Origin of the sequence: Yimella lutea (assembly GCF_006715095.1) — a bacterium.
Lineage (GTDB): Bacteria > Actinomycetota > Actinomycetes > Actinomycetales > Dermatophilaceae > Yimella > Yimella lutea.
Genome location: NZ_VFMO01000001.1, coordinates 741,151 through 761,239, shown reverse-complemented (window position 1 = coordinate 761,239; position 20,089 = coordinate 741,151). Strand labels below are relative to the sequence as shown.

General features: G+C 66.5%; 19 protein-coding genes. 12 read left to right on the top strand and 7 right to left on the bottom strand.

All coding sequences use genetic code 11. From position 1 onward, the window contains the following. The first annotated feature begins 5 nt into the window (after nt 1-5). From FB459_RS03570 to FB459_RS17120, 7 genes are read left to right on the top strand one after another with little or no spacing between them, the layout of a single operon-like run. Nucleotides 6-2,948 (top strand): Na+/H+ antiporter subunit A, encoded by a 2,943-nt coding sequence (locus FB459_RS03570; protein WP_141927497.1) that lies wholly within the window; start codon nt 6-8, stop codon nt 2,946-2,948. After that, on the top strand, nt 2,945-3,373 hold the full coding sequence (locus FB459_RS03565) for a Na(+)/H(+) antiporter subunit C (RefSeq protein ID WP_129624208.1): 429 nt from the start codon (nt 2,945-2,947) through the stop codon (nt 3,371-3,373). The genes FB459_RS03570 and FB459_RS03565 overlap by 4 nt, the downstream gene beginning before the upstream one ends. Beyond that, nucleotides 3,370-4,911 carry a Na+/H+ antiporter subunit D gene (locus FB459_RS03560; protein ID WP_141927496.1) on the top strand — a complete coding sequence of 514 codons (1,542 nt, stop codon included), beginning with the start codon at nt 3,370-3,372 and terminating at the stop codon, nt 4,909-4,911. Before FB459_RS03565 ends, FB459_RS03560 begins: the two co-directional genes overlap by 4 nt. Beyond that, nucleotides 4,908-5,498, top strand: coding sequence for a Na+/H+ antiporter subunit E (locus FB459_RS03555; RefSeq protein WP_141927495.1), 591 nt, complete (start codon nt 4,908-4,910; stop codon nt 5,496-5,498). Before FB459_RS03560 ends, FB459_RS03555 begins: the two co-directional genes overlap by 4 nt. Further along, nucleotides 5,495-5,818 (top strand): MrpF/PhaF family protein, encoded by a 324-nt coding sequence (locus FB459_RS03550; protein WP_170221670.1) that lies wholly within the window; start codon nt 5,495-5,497, stop codon nt 5,816-5,818. The genes FB459_RS03555 and FB459_RS03550 overlap by 4 nt, the downstream gene beginning before the upstream one ends. Further along, nucleotides 5,815-6,189: a monovalent cation/H(+) antiporter subunit G gene (gene mnhG, locus FB459_RS03545; RefSeq protein WP_141927493.1), complete on the top strand. Its 375-nt coding sequence runs from the start codon at nt 5,815-5,817 to the stop codon at nt 6,187-6,189. The genes FB459_RS03550 and mnhG overlap by 4 nt, the downstream gene beginning before the upstream one ends. Nucleotides 6,190-6,222: 33 nt before the next feature. After that, the gene (locus FB459_RS17120) at nt 6,223-6,375 is read left to right on the top strand and encodes a hypothetical protein (RefSeq protein ID WP_168990100.1); all 153 of its coding nucleotides are present in this window, start codon (nt 6,223-6,225) and stop codon (nt 6,373-6,375) included. On the opposite strand, the gene FB459_RS17505 is transcribed toward FB459_RS17120, so the two are convergent. From FB459_RS17505 to FB459_RS03535, 3 genes are all read right to left on the bottom strand, one after another. After that, nucleotides 6,365-6,748 (bottom strand): MBL fold metallo-hydrolase, encoded by a 384-nt coding sequence (locus FB459_RS17505; protein ID WP_211345125.1) that lies wholly within the window; start codon nt 6,746-6,748, stop codon nt 6,365-6,367. The genes FB459_RS17120 and FB459_RS17505 overlap by 11 nt on opposite strands. Next, nucleotides 6,724-7,149 (bottom strand): MBL fold metallo-hydrolase, encoded by a 426-nt coding sequence (locus FB459_RS17500; RefSeq protein ID WP_211345124.1) that lies wholly within the window; start codon nt 7,147-7,149, stop codon nt 6,724-6,726. Before FB459_RS17500 ends, FB459_RS17505 begins: the two co-directional genes overlap by 25 nt. A 256-nt stretch (nt 7,150-7,405) precedes the next feature. Next, nucleotides 7,406-7,771, bottom strand: coding sequence for a VOC family protein (locus FB459_RS03535; protein ID WP_141927492.1), 366 nt, complete (start codon nt 7,769-7,771; stop codon nt 7,406-7,408). 475 nt (nt 7,772-8,246) lie between these two features. Here FB459_RS03535 and FB459_RS03525 point away from each other — a divergent pair, with 475 nt between their 5' ends. From FB459_RS03525 to FB459_RS03515, 3 genes are all read left to right on the top strand, one after another. Continuing rightward, nucleotides 8,247-8,852 carry a CGNR zinc finger domain-containing protein gene (locus tag FB459_RS03525; protein ID WP_246092306.1) on the top strand — a complete coding sequence of 202 codons (606 nt, stop codon included), beginning with the start codon at nt 8,247-8,249 and terminating at the stop codon, nt 8,850-8,852. Between the two features lie 274 nt (nt 8,853-9,126). Next, nucleotides 9,127-9,921 carry an ABC transporter ATP-binding protein gene (locus FB459_RS03520; RefSeq protein WP_141927490.1) on the top strand — a complete coding sequence of 265 codons (795 nt, stop codon included), beginning with the start codon at nt 9,127-9,129 and terminating at the stop codon, nt 9,919-9,921. Nucleotide 9,922: 1 nt separating this feature from the next. Next, nucleotides 9,923-12,478, top strand: coding sequence for an ABC transporter permease (locus FB459_RS03515; RefSeq protein WP_211345123.1), 2,556 nt, complete (start codon nt 9,923-9,925; stop codon nt 12,476-12,478). 113 nt (nt 12,479-12,591) lie between these two features. Here FB459_RS03515 and FB459_RS03510 read toward each other — a convergent pair whose 3' ends face one another. Further along, complete coding sequence (locus tag FB459_RS03510; protein ID WP_141927489.1) at nt 12,592-14,079, bottom strand: amino acid permease; 1,488 nt, start codon at nt 14,077-14,079, stop codon at nt 12,592-12,594. A gap of 215 nt (nt 14,080-14,294) precedes the next feature. On the opposite strand from FB459_RS03510, the gene FB459_RS03505 reads away from it, so the two are divergent. Then, nucleotides 14,295-16,049 carry an alpha-amylase family glycosyl hydrolase gene (locus FB459_RS03505; RefSeq protein WP_246092305.1) on the top strand — a complete coding sequence of 585 codons (1,755 nt, stop codon included), beginning with the start codon at nt 14,295-14,297 and terminating at the stop codon, nt 16,047-16,049. A gap of 263 nt (nt 16,050-16,312) precedes the next feature. Here the strand turns inward: FB459_RS03505 and FB459_RS03500 are convergent, their stop codons facing one another. The 3 genes from FB459_RS03500 to FB459_RS03490 all read right to left on the bottom strand — a co-directional run bounded on the left by FB459_RS03500 (nt 16,313) and on the right by FB459_RS03490 (nt 18,913). Continuing rightward, entirely contained in the window at nt 16,313-17,338 is a 1,026-nt protein-coding gene (locus tag FB459_RS03500) for a phosphotransferase family protein (RefSeq protein ID WP_141927488.1), read from the bottom strand. Nucleotides 17,339-17,454: 116 nt separating this feature from the next. Next, a complete protein-coding gene (locus FB459_RS03495) occupies nt 17,455-18,087 on the bottom strand; it encodes a CoA transferase subunit B (protein WP_141927487.1) in 633 nt (210 codons plus the stop codon). Between the two features lies 1 nt (nt 18,088). After that, nucleotides 18,089-18,913: a CoA transferase subunit A gene (locus tag FB459_RS03490; RefSeq protein WP_141927486.1), complete on the bottom strand. Its 825-nt coding sequence runs from the start codon at nt 18,911-18,913 to the stop codon at nt 18,089-18,091. 131 nt (nt 18,914-19,044) lie between these two features. Here FB459_RS03490 and FB459_RS03485 point away from each other — a divergent pair, with 131 nt between their 5' ends. Then, a complete protein-coding gene (locus FB459_RS03485; RefSeq protein WP_141927485.1) occupies nt 19,045-20,037 on the top strand; it encodes a patatin-like phospholipase family protein in 993 nt (330 codons plus the stop codon). Nucleotides 20,038-20,089 lie beyond the last annotated feature (52 nt).

Genomic DNA, 20,089 nt, shown 5'->3' with positions numbered 1-20,089 from the left:
CTGGCGTGCTCTACGCACTCATTGCCGCACACGTGGTGGCGGGTGCATCGACCCCTTGGCTGGCCCGGTTCCTCGGGTCCCGAGCATTCTTCGTACTCGCCCTGGTTCCGTTCGCCGCCGGCGTCTGGTTGCTCACGCTCGCGCCCAGGATCACCTCCGGCGAGACGGTCGACGTCCGCCTGGACTGGATCCCCGGCCTCGGGGTCAGCCTCGACATGCACATCGGGCTGGTGCAGTGGGTCCTGGCGCTGATCGTCTGCTGGATCGGTGCCTGCGTGCTGATCTATTGCCGCTGGTACTTCGACAAGGAGATGCCGGTCCGCAGCGGATCGATCCTGACGATCTTCGCGGGCACGATGCTCGGTCTGGTCACCGCCGACGACCTGATCCTGATGTACGTCTTCTGGGAGCTGACCTCGGTCTTCTCCTACCTGCTCATCGCGCACGACGTGACCCGCCGGGCCAACCGCGGCGCCGCGAACACCGCACTGCTGGTCACCACCACCGGTGGTCTGGCGATGCTGATCGGCATCGTCGCCCTCGGCCACGAAGCAGGCACCTACTCCCTCAGCCAGATCATCGCCGCTCCTCCGTCGGGTGCGTTGGTGACCGTCGGCGTCCTGCTCATGCTGGTCGGAGCGCTCAGCAAGTCCGCGCTGATCCCCTTCCACTTCTGGCTACCCGGCGCGATGGCCGCCCCGACCCCGATCTCGGCGTACCTGCACGCCGCCGCGATGGTGAAGGCCGGCGTCTACCTGGTCGCCGTGCTCGCCCCGGCGTTCGCCGGCGTCGCCTTCTGGCGCCCGACCGTCCTGCTCCTCGGCACCGCGACGATGCTGGTCGGGGGCTGGCGAGCCCTACGACAGACCGACCTCAAACTCCTGCTGGCCTACGGCACCGTCAGCCAACTCGGATTCATGGTGCTGCTCGTCGGCGTCGGGACGCGGTCGGCGGCGCTCGCCGGCATGGCCCTGGTGATCGCGCACGCGCTGTTCAAGTCGACGCTGTTCATGTGCGTCGGCATCATCGATCACAGCGCGGGTACCCGAAACCTCAAGGATCTCAACGGAGTCGGCTACCGCGCCCCATGGCTGGCCGTCCTCGGCGGCCTGGCCGCCCTGTCGATGGCGGGTGTGCCCCCGCTGATCGGGTTCGTCACCAAGGAAGGCGCGTTCGAGTCGGTCACCTACCTGGTCAACGGTGAGCCCCCGTCGGTCAGCCCGCTGGCCGCGATCGTCGTCGCGTTCGCTCTCGTCTTCGGTTCGGCGCTGACCGTCGCCTACAGCCTGCGCTGGTGGTGGGGTGCCTTCGCACCCAAGGACGGCGCCCCCGCGCTGAACTGGCACCCTCCCGCCGTCGGCATGGTCGCCGTCCCCGTCGTCCTCGGGGCACTCAGCCTGGTCGGCGGATTCCTCGGCGCCCCGCTCACCGAACTCCTCGAGCCGTACGCGCAGAGCGTGCGCACCGGCACCCCGAGCCACGGACTCGCCCTGTGGCACGGCCTGGGATGGCCGCTGTTCATGTCCGTCGCCGCAGTCGTCGCCGGCATCGGCCTGTTCCTGGCCCGCGACCGCATCGCCGCCGTCCAGTCGACCTTCCCCAAGACCGTTGCAGCAGAAGAGATCTATCACCGCTCGATGCGCGGCATCGACCGTCTCGCTGTCGAGACCACGGCACGCACACAGCGCGGTTCGTTGTCGATCTACCTCGGCACGATCCTCATCGTGTTCGTCTCGCTGGCCACCTACTCCATGCTGCGCATCCAGCAGTGGCCCTCGGTCCGCCTCGCCGACAGTTGGGCGCAGATCCCGATCGCGATCGTCATGGTGTGGGCCGCGTTCCTCGCGGCCACCTCCCGCGGACGCCTGCGCGCGGTGCTACTCACCGGTGTCACCGGCTACAGCCTGGCGCTGATGTTCATGATCGCCGGCGCTCCCGACCTCGCCCTGACCCAGGTGCTCGTCGAGACCGTCAGCCTGGTCATCTTCGTCCTGGTCATCCGCAAATTGCCGCGCTACTTCACCAACCGCCCGCTGAGCTCCACCCGCTGGTGGCGCGTCCTGGTGGCGCTGCTCGTCGGCACCACCGTCACGCTGATCGCGCTCGTCACCGGCGGCGCACGCACCGCGGCACCGGTCAGCGAGGAGTGGTACGACGCAGCCTACGACTTCGGGTACGGCAAGAACATCGTCAACGTGGCCCTGGTCGACATGCGCGCCTGGGACACCTTCGGAGAGATCTCCGTGCTGGTCATCGCCGCCACCGGTGTCGCCTCGTTGATCTTCCTGCGCTCCCGCACCGCCACCGTCACCCGCACGTCCGAGGCGATGGAGACCCACGACGACGACCACAAGGACGACCGCAACCCCGGCGTCTGGCTGCGTGCCGGGCAGACGCTGTCGCCGCAGACGCGCTCGCTGGTGTTCGAGGTCGTCACCCGTCTGCTGTTCGGACTGCTGATCATCACCTCGCTGTACCTGCTGCTCGCCGGTCACAACCTGCCCGGTGGCGGGTTCGCCGGCGGCCTGGTCGCGGGCATGGCGCTGATGGTGCGTTACCTGACCGCCGGCCGCCACGAGTTGGACGAGGCCGCGCCGTTCGATGCCGGACGTCTGCTGGGCGCCGGACTGTTCACGGCGATCAGCTCCGCCATCATTCCCGTCGCGTTCGGCGGCAAGGTGCTGGAGAGCTACGACCTCCACGTCAACATCCCCGGTCCGGACTCATGGACGACGCCGTGGGGTGCTAACTGGCCGATGTTCGGTGAACTGCACCTGGTCTCCTCGACGCTGTTCGACATCGGTGTGTACCTCGTCGTCGTCGGCATGATCCTCGACCTCGCCCGCAGCCTCGGCTCCGGCATCGACGTCCACGCCCAGGAGGACATCGCCCCCATGCCGCTCGCCTCGTCCACCAAGGCGATCCCCGGTCAGGAGCGTCGTCGATGACCGCGAACCTGACCCTCAGCATCACCGCCGGACTCCTTGTCGCGGCCGGCGTCTACCTGCTGCTCGAACGCTCGCTGTCCCGGATCCTGATCGGGGTGGTGCTCTGCTCGAACGGCGTGAACCTGTTGTTCCTGAACGCAGCCGGCGACGCCGGCACACCACCGATCATCGGCATGTTCTCCCGCGAGACCGCGGCCGATCCCCTGCCGCAGGCCATGGTGCTCACCGCGATCGTCATCACCCTCGCCGTGTCGGCGTTCGTGCTCGCGATGGCGTACCGCAGCTTCCAACTGCACGGTCACGACGAGACGGCGGACGACGTCGAGGACTCCCGCATCCGCGAACTGGCCAAGAAGGACGAGGCGTCCGACTCCTTCGAGGAGACCACCTTCTCCGACAGCGGTGAGGACGTGGTGAGCGAATGAACAACCTGCTCCCCGTCCCCGTCCTGCTCACCATCTTCGGTGCCGGTGTCGCGCTGGCGCTCCCACGTCGTCCGCGCCTGCAGCGTGCCGTCTCGGTGCTGTGCCTTTCCGGCGTCATCGTCGTCGCCGCGATCCTCATGTGGCACACCGACCAGGAAGGTCCGCTGGCGCTGTGGGTGGGTGACTGGCCGGCGCCGCTCGGCATCGTGCTGGTGGCAGACCGCCTGAGCGCGCTCATGCTGCTGGTCGCATCCGTGGTGGCCCTCGCCGTCCTGGTGTTCTCCGCCGGCGCCGAACACGACGAGCAACGCCGCGACATCCCGGTCTCGATCTACCACCCGACCTTCCTGCTGCTGATCGCCGGCGTCTCCAACGCCTTCCTGGCCGGCGACCTGTTCAACCTGTTCGTCGGATTCGAGATCCTGCTGTTCGCGTCCTATGTGCTGCTCACCCTCGGCGGCACGGCCGACCGCATCCGGGCCGGCACGACCTACATCATCGTCAGCCTGCTGTCGTCGTCGCTGTTCCTCATCTCGATCGCCTCGATCTACGCGGCGACCGGCACCGTCAACATGGCGCAGCTGTCCCAGCGCCTGGGTGACCTGTCCGAGCCGGTGCAGTTGTTGCTGCACATGCTGTTGCTGGTCACCTTCTGCATCAAGGCGGCCGTCTTCCCGCTGTCGGCCTGGTTGCCGGACTCCTACCCCACCGCCCCGGCACCGGTCACGGCCGTGTTCGCCGGCCTGCTGACAAAGGTCGGCGTGTACGCGATCATCCGGACGCAGACATTGCTGTTCCCCGGCGAGCACCTGACCAACCTGTTGCTGGTGGCCGGTTTGCTCACGATGATCATCGGCATCCTGGGTGCGGTCGCGCAGACCGAGATCAAGCGGATGCTGTCGTTCACGCTGGTCAGCCACCTGGGCTACATGATCTTCGGCATCGCGGTCGCCAACCCCGCCGGCCTGGCCGCGACGATCTTCTACACCGCGCACCACATCACCATCCAGGCCACGTTGTTCCTGGTGACCGGGCTGATCGAACGCCGCGGTGGGTCGTCCGCCCTCGACAACCTCGGCGGACTGGCCAAGGTGTCACCGGTGCTGGCGTTCCTGTTCTTCCTGCCCGCGATGAACCTGGCCGGTATTCCGCCGATGTCCGGCTTCATCGGCAAGCTGGGCCTGATGCAGGGCGGTGCCGAACTCGGCACCCCGCTCGCCTGGGTGGTCGTCGTCGGCGGCATCGTCACCAGCCTGCTGACGCTGCTGGCGATGGCCAAGGTCTGGAACCGTGCGTTCTGGGGCACCTCCCCCAGCAAGCACGACGACGAGGAACTGCACGGAGCCGTCGCCGACGACCTTTCCGGCGACCGCCGTCCGATGCCGCCGCTGATGGTCGGTGCCACCGGTGCCCTGGTGCTGTTCAGCCTGTCGCTGACCTTCTTCGCCGGGCCGCTGTACGACTACACCGGCCGGGCCGCGGCGAACCTGACCGATCAGAGTTACGTCCGCGCCGTCCTGGGCGAGGTGCAGCCATGATCAACGCACGCGCCCGGATGCGCTTGCGTCCCGCCGCGGTGCTCAGCATGGCCGTGGTGTGGATGCTGTTGTGGGGGTCCCCGTCACCGGTGGCATTCCTCGGCGGCGTGTTGCTCGGTTGGCTGATCACGATCGTCTTCCCCTTGCCGCCGATCCACCTGTCCGGACGTCCGCACCTGGTCGGTTGCATCGTCCTGCTCGGTCATCTGCTGCGCGATCTCGTCGTGTCGTCGGCCAGGATCATCCGCCTGACCTGGGGACGCGAGGTGCATCTTCGCTCCGGCATCGTGCGTACCGAGTTGTTCTCCGACAACGACCTCTACCAGGTGCAGGTCGCCGAACTGACCTCGCTCATTCCGGGCACTGTCGTCGTCGAGATCGTCCGTTCGCCACGACGTCTTTACCTGCACGTGCTCGACCTGGAGGGGGAGCACGCGATCGCCGGTATTCGGCACCAGGTGCTCGAGACGGAGCGGCGGGTACTTCGAGCGTTCGGCACGAAGCAGGAGCAGGACGCCTTCGAGACCGCCTGCGTCAAGCTGCCGCCCACAGCCACCCGCCGCGACGAATGGGAGGTCGAGGAATGACCTTGGTTGCACACGTCATCATCGGCATCGCAGCCGTCGTGCTCTTCGCCTCCGCCCTGATCGCGGTCGGACGCATCGCACACGGCCCCAGCCAACTCGACCGCAGCGTCGCCGCCGACCTGATGGTCGCGGTCGTCATCGCATCCGTCGGACTCTGGGCGGCGTACTCCGACTCCTCCACCGAGATCAACGTGTTGCTGCTGCTGTCGATGCTCGGGTTCACCAGTGCCGTCGCCGTGTCGCGCATGGTGGCCGACCGAATGGTCAGCCGGCGCCGCTACGAGCAGACACACCACAGCGACCAGGAGAGCACGTCATGAACGGGTTCCTCGACCTGCTCGGCGCGATTCTGCTGCTGATCGGTTCGCTGCTGTGCCTGGGCGCGGCGGTCACGCTCGTCCGCTTCCCCGACCTCCTGTCGAAACTGCACGGAATCACCAAGCCACAGGTGCTCGGCATCATCGTGATCGCGCTCGGCATCGCACTGTCGCTGCGCACCTGGTACGTCGTGGGCATCTGCGTGCTGATCGTCTTCATGCAACTGTTCACCGCACCGGTCGCCGGCACGATGGTCAGTCGCAGCGCCTATCGCGCCGGCCTGATCGACTCCGACACCCTCGTCGTCGACGAACTCGCCGAAGACCTCGCCGACTCCGGCTTCGCACAACGCACATCCGACGACAACCAGTAACCCTGCGGTGAGTCGGGCGTCCGCTGAGTCTGCATGGTGACACCTGTCACGTACGACGTCGGCTGTGGCGCCTTCATCCCGATCATGCGCGCGCTGGGCGCGGTCCCGACCGCGGCGGCGATCAACGCCGTCGCGCACCACCTGCTGGACTCCCCCCGTTGCGGTGACCTTCCGATCAGGATGTAAGGGGGATCGTCTGCCCTCGATCGACCAGACGCAGGTCGCCCGGGGCGGCGTCACGGGTGAACCGGGCGACGAAGTCCTCGCGGGGGGACTTGAAGACCTTGTAGTCGTCGAAGTGGATGGGGGTAGTCAGCTTGGGACGGATCGCGTGCACCAACTTGACTCCTTGCCGGTCGTCCATGGTGACGGTCATCCCGGCAATCCTCGTGCCACCCAAGTGGACCACCATCGCGTCGATCGGCCCGCACCGTTCCACGACGCGCTCCAGGTCGCGGCGGAACAGGGTGTCGCCTGTGATGTAGGTACGCAACGGCGTGCCGGCACCGGTGTCCAGCTCCAGCACGCTGCCCATCACCGGTGGCAGCAGGAAACGCATCGGTCCGCGGGCGTGTTGCCCGGCACCGAGGTGATGCGCAACCCGACGCCGGCGGCGGCCAGCTCTGACGACTGCCACGGCGCTAGGGCCTTGGCGTCGAACTCCCACTTCTCGAGCCGGCGCGCCGCCTGACGTGTGGTGTAGACCGTAGGGGTCCGGTCGAGCTCCCGCCGGGCGATGCGGTCCAAGTGGTCCCCGTGCAGGTGGGACAGCACGATGGCGTCGAGCTGCGGCAGGTCTTGCGGCTGGACAGAGGGCTCGGTCAGCCGTCGGCTCATCAGGCCCTTGCCCAAGTAGGCGAACTGGCCCCGGTGCAGGAAGTTCGGGTCGGTCAAGATCGTGAACGGACCAAGTCGCAGCACCGTGGTGGCGGTGCCGACGAACTCCAGACTCGCGTCCATGGCTTACTCCTCGGTGTCCAGCTGAAGAAGATGGGTGAACTGACAGGCCCAACGGCCCGAGCTGCTGGCGGGGTCGGCTCACCTACTGCCCATCAGACCACCGACCGTGAAGCCTCGCGACCCCCGAAGGGTGCGACTGGGATGCCAAACCCCGGTGAAGGTCAGACGCAGGGAAAGCCGGTGTAGGCATCGCGCAGAGCGAGCAGTACGTAGCCCAGCGGTGGCTGGATGTCCCTCTGTGGAAGGGGTGGCCTGGTCAGGCGTCGGGCTGGAGGATGCAGAACTCGTTGCCTTCGGGGTCGCGCAAGACGGCCCAGCCAAGGTCGTCGCGTCGGTCCTCGGCCATGGTCGCGCCCAGGCGGAGGGCTCGCTCGACCTCTTCGTCCCTGGTGGAGCCCTCGGGGACGAGGTCCATGTGGGCGCGGTTCTTGACCTGCTTGGCCTCGGGCACCTTGTAGAACAGAACGGTGTATCCGTGGGGGCTGACGAGGTAGCACTCGTCGGAGCCGTGGCGGTAGCAATCGGGTTCGGCGACATCCCAGCTCACGAGCTCGCGCCAGAACTCGGCGACGGTGTGGGGGTCGTGGGCGTCCCAGGTGGTGTGGGACAGGCGCAGCGACATGGGGGCTTCTCCTTATGGTGGGTCAGGTGGTGCTTTGAGCGGGTGTGGTCAGGGTGCGGATGGCTCGGGTGAGCATGGGCGCGATGGACCCGGCAAGCGATGAGAGTCAACAACGCTGCCTGCGCGAGGTCGGCCGGGATCATGACGGCTCGCTTCGGTCGTGACTCAAGGACGTGCCCAGCCAACAGGGAGAACATCAGGTAGGGGGCCATCGACGCCGTGGCAACAAACTCGACATCGGCAGGTTTGCCGTCCAGGGCCAGCGCCGTCACCAGGGGAAGCGCCATGGACGTGACCTGGCTACCGGCGCTACTGATCGACTGCCCCGCCCAGTACCACCGGAAAGTGGGGCGGGAACGCAGGAGGCGCAGACTCGGATCCATAACGAACCACTCTCACGGGTGAATAAGCGTTTACTTGTGAGAGTAGATCGCATGTTGACCTCACGTGCAACACTTGGGTCACTTGTGAGGAGGTGCTCATCGCGAAGTTCAGCCACATCTCTGGGGACCGGGTGCTCGACTTGATCAACACGGTTGAGTGGAGACTCGGAGGGCCCCAGCGGGAGGAAGACCTCACCTCGTACAGCCTCATGCTGACCTGGTGCCAAGAGTCGGGCGTCATCGACGCGTCGGAGCAGAACCTGCTGCTCGCCCTGGCCGAGAAGAACCCCCGCAGTGCGGCCAACGAGCTCGACAAAGTGATCACCCTGCGCGAGAACGCCTACGAAGCCCTGTTCCACGGTGACGCCGCGGCCGCGACCGCCCTCGCGGCCGCCTACCGCAAGGCAATCGCGGCTGCCACCCTCGTGCGAGGCGAGAGCGGCACGAGCTGGGCCTGGGAAGACCAGACGACGGCCCTAGACCTGCCGCGCCACCGCATCACGCGAGGCCTGATAGAACTCCTCAAGCGCGACGATCTCGACCGCCTGCACCAGTGCGAAGACGCCACCTGCGGCTGGGTCTATCTCGACACCTCACCCCGTCGTAACCGGCGCTGGTGCGTCACCCGCGACTGCGGCGACCGCAACCGCTCCCGCGCCTACTACGCCCGCCAGCAAGCGCGCAAGCAGACGACTTAGCCGGCGAGCCAGTAGCAACCCCCGCGCCAAGAGGCCCGAGTGTGCCCGGGCCGCTGTCGACCAATGTCTCCGGTCAGTACAGCTAGACAGGGTATGGGGGATGCTCGCGACGGCGCCTGCTGTGCGTGCTGGCCCGACGAGCGAATGTCGGGTAAACCGCAATGCGCTCTACCGGGCTCACGTGAAATGCTCGACGCAGCAGATGCTCCTCGGGGGGGACGACGCACGCAGGACGTGCCCGGTCAGCTCCCCACGCCGATCGAAAGGTTGACCGATGACGGTCCCCGCAGCACCCGTCCGTCAAGCCGCCGCGGTGGCCGAGAACCTCACGAAGACCTACGGCTCGGGTGAGACCACGGTGTACGCCCTGCGTGAAGTCAGCGCGACTTTCGACCGTGGTCAATTCACCGCGATCATGGGACCATCCGGATCCGGCAAATCGACGCTCATGCACTGCCTGGCCGGTCTCGACACCGCGTCGAGCGGGCGCGTCCTCATCGGCGACACCGACCTCAGCGGCTTGAAGGACGCAGCGATGACCAAGCTGCGGCGCGATCGCATCGGGTTCGTCTTCCAGTCGTTCAACCTGGTGCCGACGCTGACCGCGAAGGAGAACATCACCCTTCCGCTGGACATCGCCGGCGCCGCCGTGGACAAGGAATGGTTCGACACCGTCACGCAGCGACTCGGTCTCACCGACCGACTCGGTCACCGGCCCAGCGAACTGTCGGGTGGTCAGGTGCAGCGTGTCGCATGCGCTCGGGCGCTGGTCGGACGACCGGAGATCATCTTCGGCGACGAACCGACCGGAAACCTGGACTCCAAGTCGTCCGCCGAGGTGCTCTCGATCCTGCGCGGGGCGGTCGACGACTTCGGGCAGACCGTCGTGATCGTCACCCACGACCCGCGCGCCGCGTCCTACGCCGACCGCGTCGTCTTCCTCGCCGACGGACAGGTTGTCTCCGACCAGAGCGGCCTGTCGGCCGATGACATCTACGAGTACATGAAGCACCTGGACGGTGGCGCCGGTCCGACGTCCCCGCACACCGCCCCGACCCAGGGACGCTGACATGGCGAACACCATGCGCAAGGTGTCCTTGCGGAATCTCGGCGCGCACAAGCTGCGCCTGCTGCTCACCGTCCTGTCGGTCGTACTCGGCACATCGTTCGTGGCCGGCTCACTGGTCTTCACCGGCACCGTCGGCAAGTCGTTCAACGACCTGTTCGACAACGTCGCGGTCGGGGTGGATGCCCAAGTCACCTCCAAGAACGAGAGCGGTGGGGTCAGCACCGACCTCGGCATTCCCCAGTCGGACGTCGATCGGATGCAGGCGCAGAAGCGCCGCCTCGGCGTGGACAAGGTGCAGCTCGGCTACACGGGGACGATCGTCGTCGCCGACGCGAGCGGCAAGGCGATCCAGACCGGCGGCGCGCCCAGCGTCGGATCGAACTGGGTGCCGAACGACCAGGCGTTGGACCCGAACGGCGTCCGGATCATCGAAGGACGTGCCCCGCAGGCACCGAACGAGATCATCCTCAACCAGGACGCGGTCAAGAAGGGCAAGCTGAAGGTCGGCTCCCGGACCAAGGTGGTCGCCACCAACGGCAACGGCGAGCCGATGGACGTCACGGTTGTCGGCGTGACCAAGCTGTCGACGGCCGCCAGCGGGTACACCGAAGCCGACTTCACCACCGAGGGCGCCCGACGACTGTTCACGGACGGTGAACACGTGTCGACCGTCTCGCTCAGCGCCGTCGACGGCGTCTCCCCCGAACAGCTGAAACAGCGTGTGGCACAGGCCTTTCCGGACCTGAAGGTGACGACGGGCAACGAGGTGCGCAAGCAGGCGAAGGACTCGATCAACCAGTTCCTGCAGATCTTCAACTACATCCTGTTGTCGTTCGCGGCGATCGGCCTGATCGTCGGCACGTTCATCATCTACAACACCTTCTCGATGATCGTCGCGCAGCGGGTGAAGGAACTCGCACTGCTGCGTGCGATCGGTGCCGGTCGCAAGCAGATCACCCGGTCGGTGCTCTTCGAGGCGTTCGTGGTCGGGCTGACCGGGTCGGTGATCGGCTTCGCGATCGGCATCGGTCTGGCGGCCGGGTTGCAGGCGTTGCTGTCGTTGACCGGCTCGGGGCTGCCCGAAGGAGCGTTGGCGATCTCGCCGGTGGCGCTCGTCGCCTGCCTGCTGGTCGGCGTGCTGGTGACGATGGTGAGTGCGTACGCACCGGCTCGCCGAGCATCCAAGGTCGCTCCGGTCGAGGCGATGCGTGAGAGCCAGACCGACGGCGCCGCATCGCTCAGGCTGCGCACGTTGATCGGTGCAGTGCTCGCCGTCCTGGGTGCCGCCGCCATCGCGATCGGCGCAACCGGCAAGGGTGGACAGGCGGCGGGCACGGTCGGCCTCGGCGCCGTCCTGCTGATCGTCGCCATCATCATGGGATCGCCCGCCCTGTCACGTCCGATCATCGGCGCGCTCGGTGCGGTCACCGCCCGACCGTTCGGCAAGCTCGGCAACCTGGCCCGCACCAACGCCGTCCGCAACCCGCGCCGGACGGCCGCGACAGCGTTCGCGCTCACCCTCGGGCTGATGCTGGTTGCCGTGATCGGCACTCTCGGATCGTCCTTCAAATCGACGATCGACGCAGCTGTCAAGAGCGACATCACCGCCGACGTCATCCTCATCGGCAGCGAACGCGGCGTTCCGCCGGCGAGCGCCGCCGCCGTCGCCGCGGTGGACGGCGTGCAGGACGTGGTGCAACTGCGTAACGTCCCGGCGAAGGTCGAGGGGAAGAACGCCGTCGGCACGGCTCCCAGCGGCGACCTGGGCAACGTGATGAAGCTCAAGCCGGTGCAGGGCAATTTCAATCTCGGCGGCAACGACCTGCTGGTCTCGGACAAGCAGGCGACCGAGCCGGGTTGGAAACTGGGATCGAAGGTGCGTCTGCAGACCGCCTTCGGCACCAGCACCACGGCGACCGTCACCGGTGTGTACCAGGAGAGTCCACTCTCGGGTCCGTACCTCATCGGCCAGGACGCGTACACGGCCCTCGTGCCCAAGCAGTTGCAGTCGTCGTTCGTGACCTTGGTCAATGTGGAGGACGGCGCGGACGTCCCGCCGGTGCAGGAACGCATCGGCGAGGCGACGAAGGACTACCTGACGATCAAGGTGCAGACACCGAAGGAGTTCGCGAACTCCCAGTCGGGTCAGATCGACCAGATGCTCACCGTGCTCTACGGGATGCTCGGTCTGTCGCTGCTGATCGCGGTGCTCGGCATCATCAACACGCTCGCGTTGTCGGTGGTCGAGCGCAAGCGCGAGATCGGCATGCTTCGTGCGGTCGGGATGTTGCGCAAGCAGGTGCGCCGGACGATCTACCTGGAGTCGATCCTGATCTCCATCTTCGGTGCTCTGCTCGGCATGGTCATCGGCGTCGCGATCGGCTGGTGCCTGGTGCGCACCTTCCGCGAGTGGATCCCGGACATCCAGGCGGTCATCCCGTGGGGAACAATCCTGTTCACTTTGGCGATGTCAGCAGTGGCCGGTGTGCTGGCCGCACTGTGGCCGGCCATCCGCGCGGCCCGCACCAAGCCGCTCGAAGCGATCGTCGATCTCTAGATCACCGGCAGGACGTCCGCCCACCGCGAACGTAAACGCTGCCCCTGACAACGAAAAGACGAACGGGCGAGCTCCTTGAAAGGAGCCCGCCCGTTCGACATCTCGGGTCGACGTCAGAGATTCGCCTTCTCCGTCGCCGGACCCGTGTAGCCCTTGGCCAGACGGCTGCGGTGATAGCCGTAGACGAAGTAGATGACGAACCCGAGCACCAACCAAATGAGAAAGCGCAACCAGGTCTCGACCGGGAGCGTGAGCATGAGGTAGCCACAGATCAACGCCGAGATGATCGGCAGCACCGGGCTGAACGGCACCTTGAACGGGCGGTGCATGTCGGGACGCTTCTTACGCAGCACCGGGACCGCGATCGACACGAGGAAGAACGCGCTCAACGTGCCGATGTTGATCATGTACTCCAGTTCGCCGATCGGGGTCAGCGCGGCGACCAGGGCGATGACCAGGCCCAGACCCATCGTGATCCGCAGCGGGGTTCCGGTCTTCGGGTTCGTCTTGCCGAGGCTCTTCGGCAGCAGCCAGTCACGCGACATCGCAAAGATGACACGCGAGGCGCCGATCAGCAATGTCATGACAACCGTGGTCAGACCGGCGACCGCACCGGCCGCGATCAATGTCGCGAACCCGTCCTGCCCGACCGCTTCGAAGGCCTTCGACAGGGACGCACTGGGTGCGATCTCGTTGTAGGGCTGCATACCGGTCAGCACCAAGGCGACGCCGCAGTAGAGCAAGGTGCAGATGATCAGCGAACCGATGATGCCGCGCGGCAGGTCGCGAGCGGGGTTCTCGGCCTCTTCGGCAGTGGTCGCGACGACGTCAAAGCCGATGAACGCGAAGAACACCAACGATGCTCCGGCCATGATGCCCGCGATACCGAAGTGTGCTGGTGTCATGCCGAAGATCCACTCGGTCAGCGGCTGCTTCCAGACGTCCGTGGTGCCCTCGGCCGGCTTGCTGTCCGGGACGAACGGCGTGTAGTTCTCCTTCTTCACGTAGAACAGGCCCGCGACGATCACGAACAGGACGATGAAGACCTTCAGCGCGACGAGTGCGAGGTTGACCCGCAGCGACTCCTTGATACCGACGCTGACCAGGATCGTCAGCACCGCGACCAGGAGAAAGGCGGGAAGGTCGAAACTCGAGCCGTACGCGACCGACTCGGGCATCGACCAGCCCATCTGTTCGAAGAACACTCCGAGATAGGCCGACCAACCCTGCGCGACGACAGCTGCACCGAGCATCAACTCGAGCAGGAGGTCCCACCCGATGATCCACGCGATGATCTCACCCAGTGATGCATAGCTGAAGGTGTAGGCCGAGCCGGAGACCGGGATCGCCGACGCGAACTCCGCATAACACAGGGCAGCCAGGCTGCAACAGAACGCGGCGATGATGAAGGAAAGAACCACTGCCGGACCGGCGAGTTCGTTGGCAGCTTTACCGGCCACCGTGAAGATGCCTGCGCCGATGACGACGCCGACGCCGAACACCGTGAGGTCGAGCGCGGTGAGCCGCTTCTTGAGTTGGTACTCCGGTTCGTCACCCTCGGCGATCGATTGTTCGACCGTCTTCGTACGCATCATGCTCATGGCGAGAGCCTTCCTGCTGGTGCTGCCCGGGTCGACAGTTGAATCTACGACTCACTGAACCCCTGGGCCAGAGTGAGAACGGGAAAATTTCGCACTCGTCGGGAGTACCCAGTGGTAACGCCCACATTCCGGTCACCCCGCCCGGCGTCCGTCGCCACGTACGCTGGCGGACGGCCGTCCGGCCGGGCAGTTCGCGTCGAGTTCAGGAGACACCGATGGGTCAGCAGGCAGGCATGGGAGCGATCCCCTTCGAAGGCGGCGTCGCCTTCCGAGTGTGGGCTCCCCACGCAGAACGCGTGGCCGTCGTCGGCGACTTCAACGGCTGGGACGGCGGCGCGACCGTCATGGAGTCCGAGGGCAACGGTTACTGGTACGCCGAGACGAAGGCGGAGGTCGGCCAGGAGTACAAGTACGAGCTCACCGCCGGCGGTCAGTCCTTCCAGCGCATCGACCCGTATGCCCGCAAGGTGACCAACTCGGTCGGCAACGGGATCGTCTACGACCACGGCACGTACGACTGGGGCAACGACGCCCCCAAGCTCGACTCGATCGACGACCTGGTCATCTACGAATTGCACGTCGGCTCGTTCAACGCCGAGCAGGGACGCGGCTCGTTCGAGTCCGTCGGCGAGCGCCTGGACTACCTGAAGTCGTTGGGAGTCAACGTGATCGAGCTCATGCCGGTCATGGAATGGGCAGGCGACGACTCCTGGGGGTACAACCCGGCCCACCTGTTCGCGGTGGAATCGGTGCTCGGCGGGCCCGACGGTCTGAAGAATCTCGTCAAGGCCGCGCACGAGCGTGACCTCGCGGTCATCGTCGACGTCGTCTACAACCACTTCGGTCCGAGCGACCTGCCGACCTGGCAGTTCGACGGTTGGTCGGAGAACGGCAAGGGCGGCATCTACTTCTACAACGACGAGCGGTCCTCGACGCCGTGGGGCGACACCCGCCCCGATTACGGACGCCCGGAGGTGCGCGCGTTCATCCGCGACAACGCCCTCATGTGGTTGCGCGATTTCCACGCCGACGGTCTGCGGTTCGACATGACGCCGTACATCCGCAGCAAGGACGGCTCGGGCATGGACATCCCCGAGGGTTGGGCGATGATGCGGGAGGTGAACTCCGCTGTGCGACAGGAGTTCCCGGACCGCATCCTGATCGCCGAGGACATGCAGCAGAACCCCGCGGTCAGTTCGACGGACGAGGCCGGCGCCGCTTTCCACGCCCAATGGGACGGTGCGTTCGTGCACCCGGTGCGTGAGGCGCTGAAGGCATCCACCGACGAACACCGCTCGCTGGAGGCACTCGCAGGAGCGATCCTGCAGAAGTACAACGACGACGCGTTCCAGCGAGTCATCTACACCGAGTCGCACGACGAGGTGGCGAACGGGAAGGCGCGCGTACCGCTGGAGGTCGCGCCCGACGACACGTCCGGCGAGCTCGCCCAGAAGATGGCCACGCTCGGTGCCGCGACGATGCTGACCTCCCCCGGCATCCCGATGCTGTTCATGGGTCAGGAGTTCCTGCAGGACGGCTGGTTCCAGGACACGGTCCCGCTGGACTGGTCGCTGACCGAGCAGGTGCCCGGCGTGGTCGACATCTGGCGCGACCTGATCGCGTTGCGCCGCAACGCAACCGGACGCAGTGCCGGACTGCGTGGTCAACACACCGAGGTCGTCAGCGCGGACGACGACGCCAACGTCATCGCCTACCACCGCTGGGCGCAGGGCGGCCCGAACGACAGCGTCGTCGTGGTGCTGAACTTCAGCGGCGAGGCACGCTCCGACGTTCCGGTGCGCTTCCCGGGCGCGGGTGGTTGGGAACTGTTGCTGAACACCGACGGCACGAGCTACTCCGACGAGTTCGGTTCAGTCGCAGCAGGATCGGTGTCCGCGGAAGGCGAGCCGGCTGCAGCGACGGTCAACATCGGCCCGTACTCGGCCCTCGTGTTCGGCTACACCGGCTGAGCCCCAGCGCATCTCGCCTTGGTTTCGGCACGTGGGGGTTCGCAAGCTCACCCCCACGGCTCAACCAGCGGCGGTGGTTGAGCCACGCCGCCGACGAAGCAGGCAGCGAGCAAGGTGGTCCACGGCGGGAACCTCGTCAAGGCCGTCGGCAACCAGAAGTCGTCCGTGACCGCCACGCTGTTACAGATCGGTCGTCGCGGCGCTGGTCACCGTAGTCATCATCCTGCTTGCCCGCCGCGACGAACGACGGTCAGCCGCGTAGCTCATGCGTCGAGGGTGTCCAGACCCTTCTGGGAGATGTGCTTGACAAGGTGGTCGAGTTCGCCGAAGTTCTGGCCCGCCATCGAACCGGCCTTCTGCCGGGCGTTGATGCCCTGGACGATGCCGGCGAGCTTGAACGCGGCGAACGCCTCGTAGAAGCCGAGATCCGACAGGTCGAGCCCGGTGCGCTCGGCGTACCGCTTCTTGACGAAGTCGCGTCCCGGGAAGCCCGGCGTGCGGGTGATGGACGGTGTGATGCCGACCGGCTCGTCCGACTCCTCGACCCAGTAGAAGAGGGTCAGCGCCAGGTCGGCGAGCGGGTCGCCGAGCGCCGAGAGCTCCCAGTCGAGGACCGCGGCAACCGTGCCCGGGTCCTTCGGATCCATCATGCAGTTGTCGAGCCGGAAATCACCGTGGATGACCGAAACCCGCTGCGGCGCAGGCGCCCCCGAGGACAGGCGGCGTCCGAGCTCGTCCATCTGCGGAATCTCGATGGTCTTCGAGCGCTGCCACTGCTCGGTCCAGCGACGCACTTGGCGCTGCATGAACCCCTCGGCCTTGCCGAAGTCAGCAAGCCCGACAGAGTCGGGGTCGGTCAGGTGCAGCGCGGCCTGAGTGTCGACCAGCGCCCCCGCGATGCGCTGCATGTCGTCGACCGAGTCGGCGTATCCCTCGGGGAATGCTTCGCGGATCACGTGACCGTCGACCTTGCGCATCACATAGCAGGGCAGTCCGAGCAACTCGCCTTCGTCGACGAGCACGATCTCGGGCACCGGCACCGACGTGCCGGCGAGCGCCTTCTGCACCCGCGCCTCACGACCCATGTCGTGAGCACTCGGCAGCAGCTTGCCCGACGGTGGACGGCGCAGGATGAGTTCGCCTGCGCCGGAGCGCAGTTCGAAGGTGAGATTGGACTTGCCGCCCGCGATCAGCTTGGCCTCGAACTCACTCCATGCCTCGTCACCGGTCGCTTCGGCCAACGCGGGCCCGAGGTGCTCCGGACGCACCAACTCGTCGTACTCACTCACCGCATGTCTCCTCAAAAATCGCCACCGACGCCGATGGTCAGCAGATTACGTGGCCGCCCTCTGGCGAGACCCTGCGGGACGCGCGATGACGTCGATGCCCGCACGCCTCGGCGAGGTCAGGCGAAGGTCAGCGGAACGCCGGTCTTCTCCTGCAGTTCCTCCTGCGACAGACCATCGACGATCTCCCGGACGACGAGACCGTCGTCGGTCACGTCGATCACCGCGAGGTCGGTGATGATGCGCTGGACGACTCTCTTGCCGGTCAGCGGCAACGAGCACTCCTGCACGATCTTGTGGCTGCCGTCCTTGGCGACGTGCTCCATCAGCACGATGACCTTCTTCGCGCCGTGGACCAGGTCCATCGCCCCGCCCATTCCTTTGACCATCTTGCCGGGGATCATCCAGTTGGCGATGTCGCCGACCGCGCTCACCTGCATGGCGCCGAGGATCGCGGCGTCGACCTTGCCGCCGCGGATCATCCCGAAGCTGGTCGAGGAGTCGAAGATGCTCGCCCCCTTGCGCAGGGTGACCGTCTCCTTGCCGGCGTTGATGAGGTCGGCGTCCTCCTCCCCCTCAAAGGGATAGGCACCGGTGCCGAGGATGCCGTTCTCGGATTGCAGCACGAGTTCGACGTCGTCGGCCACGAAGTTGGGCACGAGCGTCGGCAGGCCGATGCCGAGGTTGACGTAGTCGCCGTCCTGCAGCTCCTGCGCCGCACGACCCGCCATCTGTTCACGGGACAGAGCCATCTCAGGCCTCCTTGCTTTCTGCGACGCTCTCCGAGCCACCGGCCGCGCCGGCGCCCGGACGCTGACGGGTGGTCGTGCGCTCGATCAACTTGTCCTGCGCCTGCTCGGGCGTCAGGGGCACGACGCGGTGGACGTAGATGCCCGGCAGGTGCACTTCGTCCGGCTCGATCTCACCGGGCTCGACGAGGTGCTCGACCTCGGCGATCGTGACGCGCCCGGCCATCGCACAGGCCGGGTTGAAGTTGCGGGCCGACGTGCGGAAGACGAGGTTGCCGTGACGGTCACCCTTGTAGGCACGCACCAGCGCGAAGTCGGTGACGATCGACTCCTCGAGCACGTACTCGTGCTCTGCGCCGAGGCTGTCGAAGGTGCGGGTCTCCTTCGGCGGCGACTCGATCTCGATACCTCCGTCGGCGTCGTACTTCCACGGCATGCCGCCCTCGGCCACCTGAGTGCCGACACCGGTCTGCGTGTAGAACGCGGGGATGCCGGCACCACCGGCGCGCATCTTCTCGGCCAGGGTGCCCTGTGGGGTCAGGCGAACCTCGAGCTCGCCGGACAGGTACTGCCGCGCGAACTCCTTGTTCTCACCGACATAAGACGCCTGGACGAGGCTGATCCGCTTGTCGGCCAACAGGATTCCCAGGCCGGCACCGTCAACGCCGCAGTTGTTGGAGATCACTTTCAGGTCGTCCGCGCCGGCGTCGTGCAGCGCCTTGATGAGAACCGTCGGGATGCCGCAGAGCCCGAATCCGCCGACCGCGAGCGAGGAACCGGGGCCGATGTCGGCCACCGCCTGCGCCGCGGACGCAACAACCTTGTCCATGACCGCACTTTCGTTGTGTCGAGGTGAACCAGCCTCGATGCTATCCATCATGTGACCGCGGTCACCATGGCGGCCACACACGGTGCCGGCAGCCGACTGGTGCCACGCCACACCGTCCTACAGTTGCAGTCATGACACCCGGGAAGAGAGTTGCCATCGCACTCGGCTCCGGTGGTGCCCGCGGCTACGCCCACATCGGCGCCCTCGAAGTGATCGCCGAACGCGGCCACGAGGTCGTCACGATCGCCGGCACCTCGATGGGCGCTCTCGTCGGCAGCTTCGCCGCGTCCGGCCGGATGGACAACCTCAAGGAGTGGGCGCTCAGTCTCACCCAGCGCGACATCCTGCGGCTGGTCGACCCGAGCCTCGGCGGCCCGGGTGTGGTCCGAGCCGAGCGCATCCTGACGAAGATCGGTGCACTGCTTGCCGATTCGCAGATCGAGGACTTCCCGATCCCGTTCACCGCCGTCGCCACCGACCTCGACGGACGCCGCGAGGTGTGGTTCCAGAAGGGTCCGGCCGACATCGCAGTGCGTGCATCGATCGCGATGCCCGGAGTCATCCACCCGATCACCGTCGACGGACGAATGTTGGTCGACGGCGGCCTGATGAACCCGATCCCCGTCGAACCCACGCGCGCGGTGTCCTCCGACATCACGATCGCGATCTCGCTCAACGGTGTTCGCCAGAGTCAGGGCGTGAACGAGGGTGTGCCGCTCTCGCCGCTGCGCACCATCATCGGAAGCAGCGAGGCGTTGACCCGAGGAGCTCGCCGAGTTCGCCGGAGCACCAACGAGATCCTCGAGACGCCGACGATGCAGCGGTTGTCTGCGCGACTGACCGCCAACCGTGCGGCCGAGGACGCCGACCTGGACGCCGACCCGCTGGCACGTCTGCTCGGGTCGCGCATGCCGAAGGACCTGTCGACGATCGAGATCTTCAACCGCTCGTTCGACACGATGTCGTCGCTGGTCGCGCGGTACCGGATGGCATCCAACCCGCCGGACGTCCTGGTCACGTTGCCCTCGGACGCGTGCCGAACGCTGGAATTCCACCGCGCCGCGGAGATGATCGAACTGGGTCGGATTATGACCGCCGAAGCCCTGGACGCCCAAGGGCTCTGAGCTGAACAGCGTCCGGCTGAGTCCCAGCCCATCGCGCCGTGGTTTCGGCACC

Coding starts and splice junctions, on each gene's coding strand:
- FB459_RS03565 (WP_129624208.1), top strand. CDS start 2,945: ATGACCGCGAACCTGACCCTCAGCATCACCGCCGGACTCCTTGTCGCG.
- FB459_RS03560 (WP_141927496.1), top strand. CDS start 3,370: ATGAACAACCTGCTCCCCGTCCCCGTCCTGCTCACCATCTTCGGTGCC.
- FB459_RS03555 (WP_141927495.1), top strand. CDS start 4,908: ATGATCAACGCACGCGCCCGGATGCGCTTGCGTCCCGCCGCGGTGCTC.
- FB459_RS03550 (WP_170221670.1), top strand. CDS start 5,495: ATGACCTTGGTTGCACACGTCATCATCGGCATCGCAGCCGTCGTGCTC.
- mnhG (WP_141927493.1), top strand. CDS start 5,815: ATGAACGGGTTCCTCGACCTGCTCGGCGCGATTCTGCTGCTGATCGGT.
- FB459_RS17120 (WP_168990100.1), top strand. CDS start 6,223: ATGGTGACACCTGTCACGTACGACGTCGGCTGTGGCGCCTTCATCCCG.
- FB459_RS17505 (WP_211345125.1), bottom strand. CDS start 6,748: ATGCGTTTCCTGCTGCCACCGGTGATGGGCAGCGTGCTGGAGCTGGAC.
- FB459_RS17500 (WP_211345124.1), bottom strand. CDS start 7,149: ATGGACGCGAGTCTGGAGTTCGTCGGCACCGCCACCACGGTGCTGCGA.
- FB459_RS03535 (WP_141927492.1), bottom strand. CDS start 7,771: ATGTCGCTGCGCCTGTCCCACACCACCTGGGACGCCCACGACCCCCAC.
- FB459_RS03520 (WP_141927490.1), top strand. CDS start 9,127: ATGACGGTCCCCGCAGCACCCGTCCGTCAAGCCGCCGCGGTGGCCGAG.
- FB459_RS03515 (WP_211345123.1), top strand. CDS start 9,923: ATGGCGAACACCATGCGCAAGGTGTCCTTGCGGAATCTCGGCGCGCAC.
- FB459_RS03510 (WP_141927489.1), bottom strand. CDS start 14,079: ATGAGCATGATGCGTACGAAGACGGTCGAACAATCGATCGCCGAGGGT.
- FB459_RS03505 (WP_246092305.1), top strand. CDS start 14,295: ATGGGTCAGCAGGCAGGCATGGGAGCGATCCCCTTCGAAGGCGGCGTC.
- FB459_RS03495 (WP_141927487.1), bottom strand. CDS start 18,087: ATGGCTCTGTCCCGTGAACAGATGGCGGGTCGTGCGGCGCAGGAGCTG.
- FB459_RS03490 (WP_141927486.1), bottom strand. CDS start 18,913: ATGGACAAGGTTGTTGCGTCCGCGGCGCAGGCGGTGGCCGACATCGGC.
- FB459_RS03485 (WP_141927485.1), top strand. CDS start 19,045: ATGACACCCGGGAAGAGAGTTGCCATCGCACTCGGCTCCGGTGGTGCC.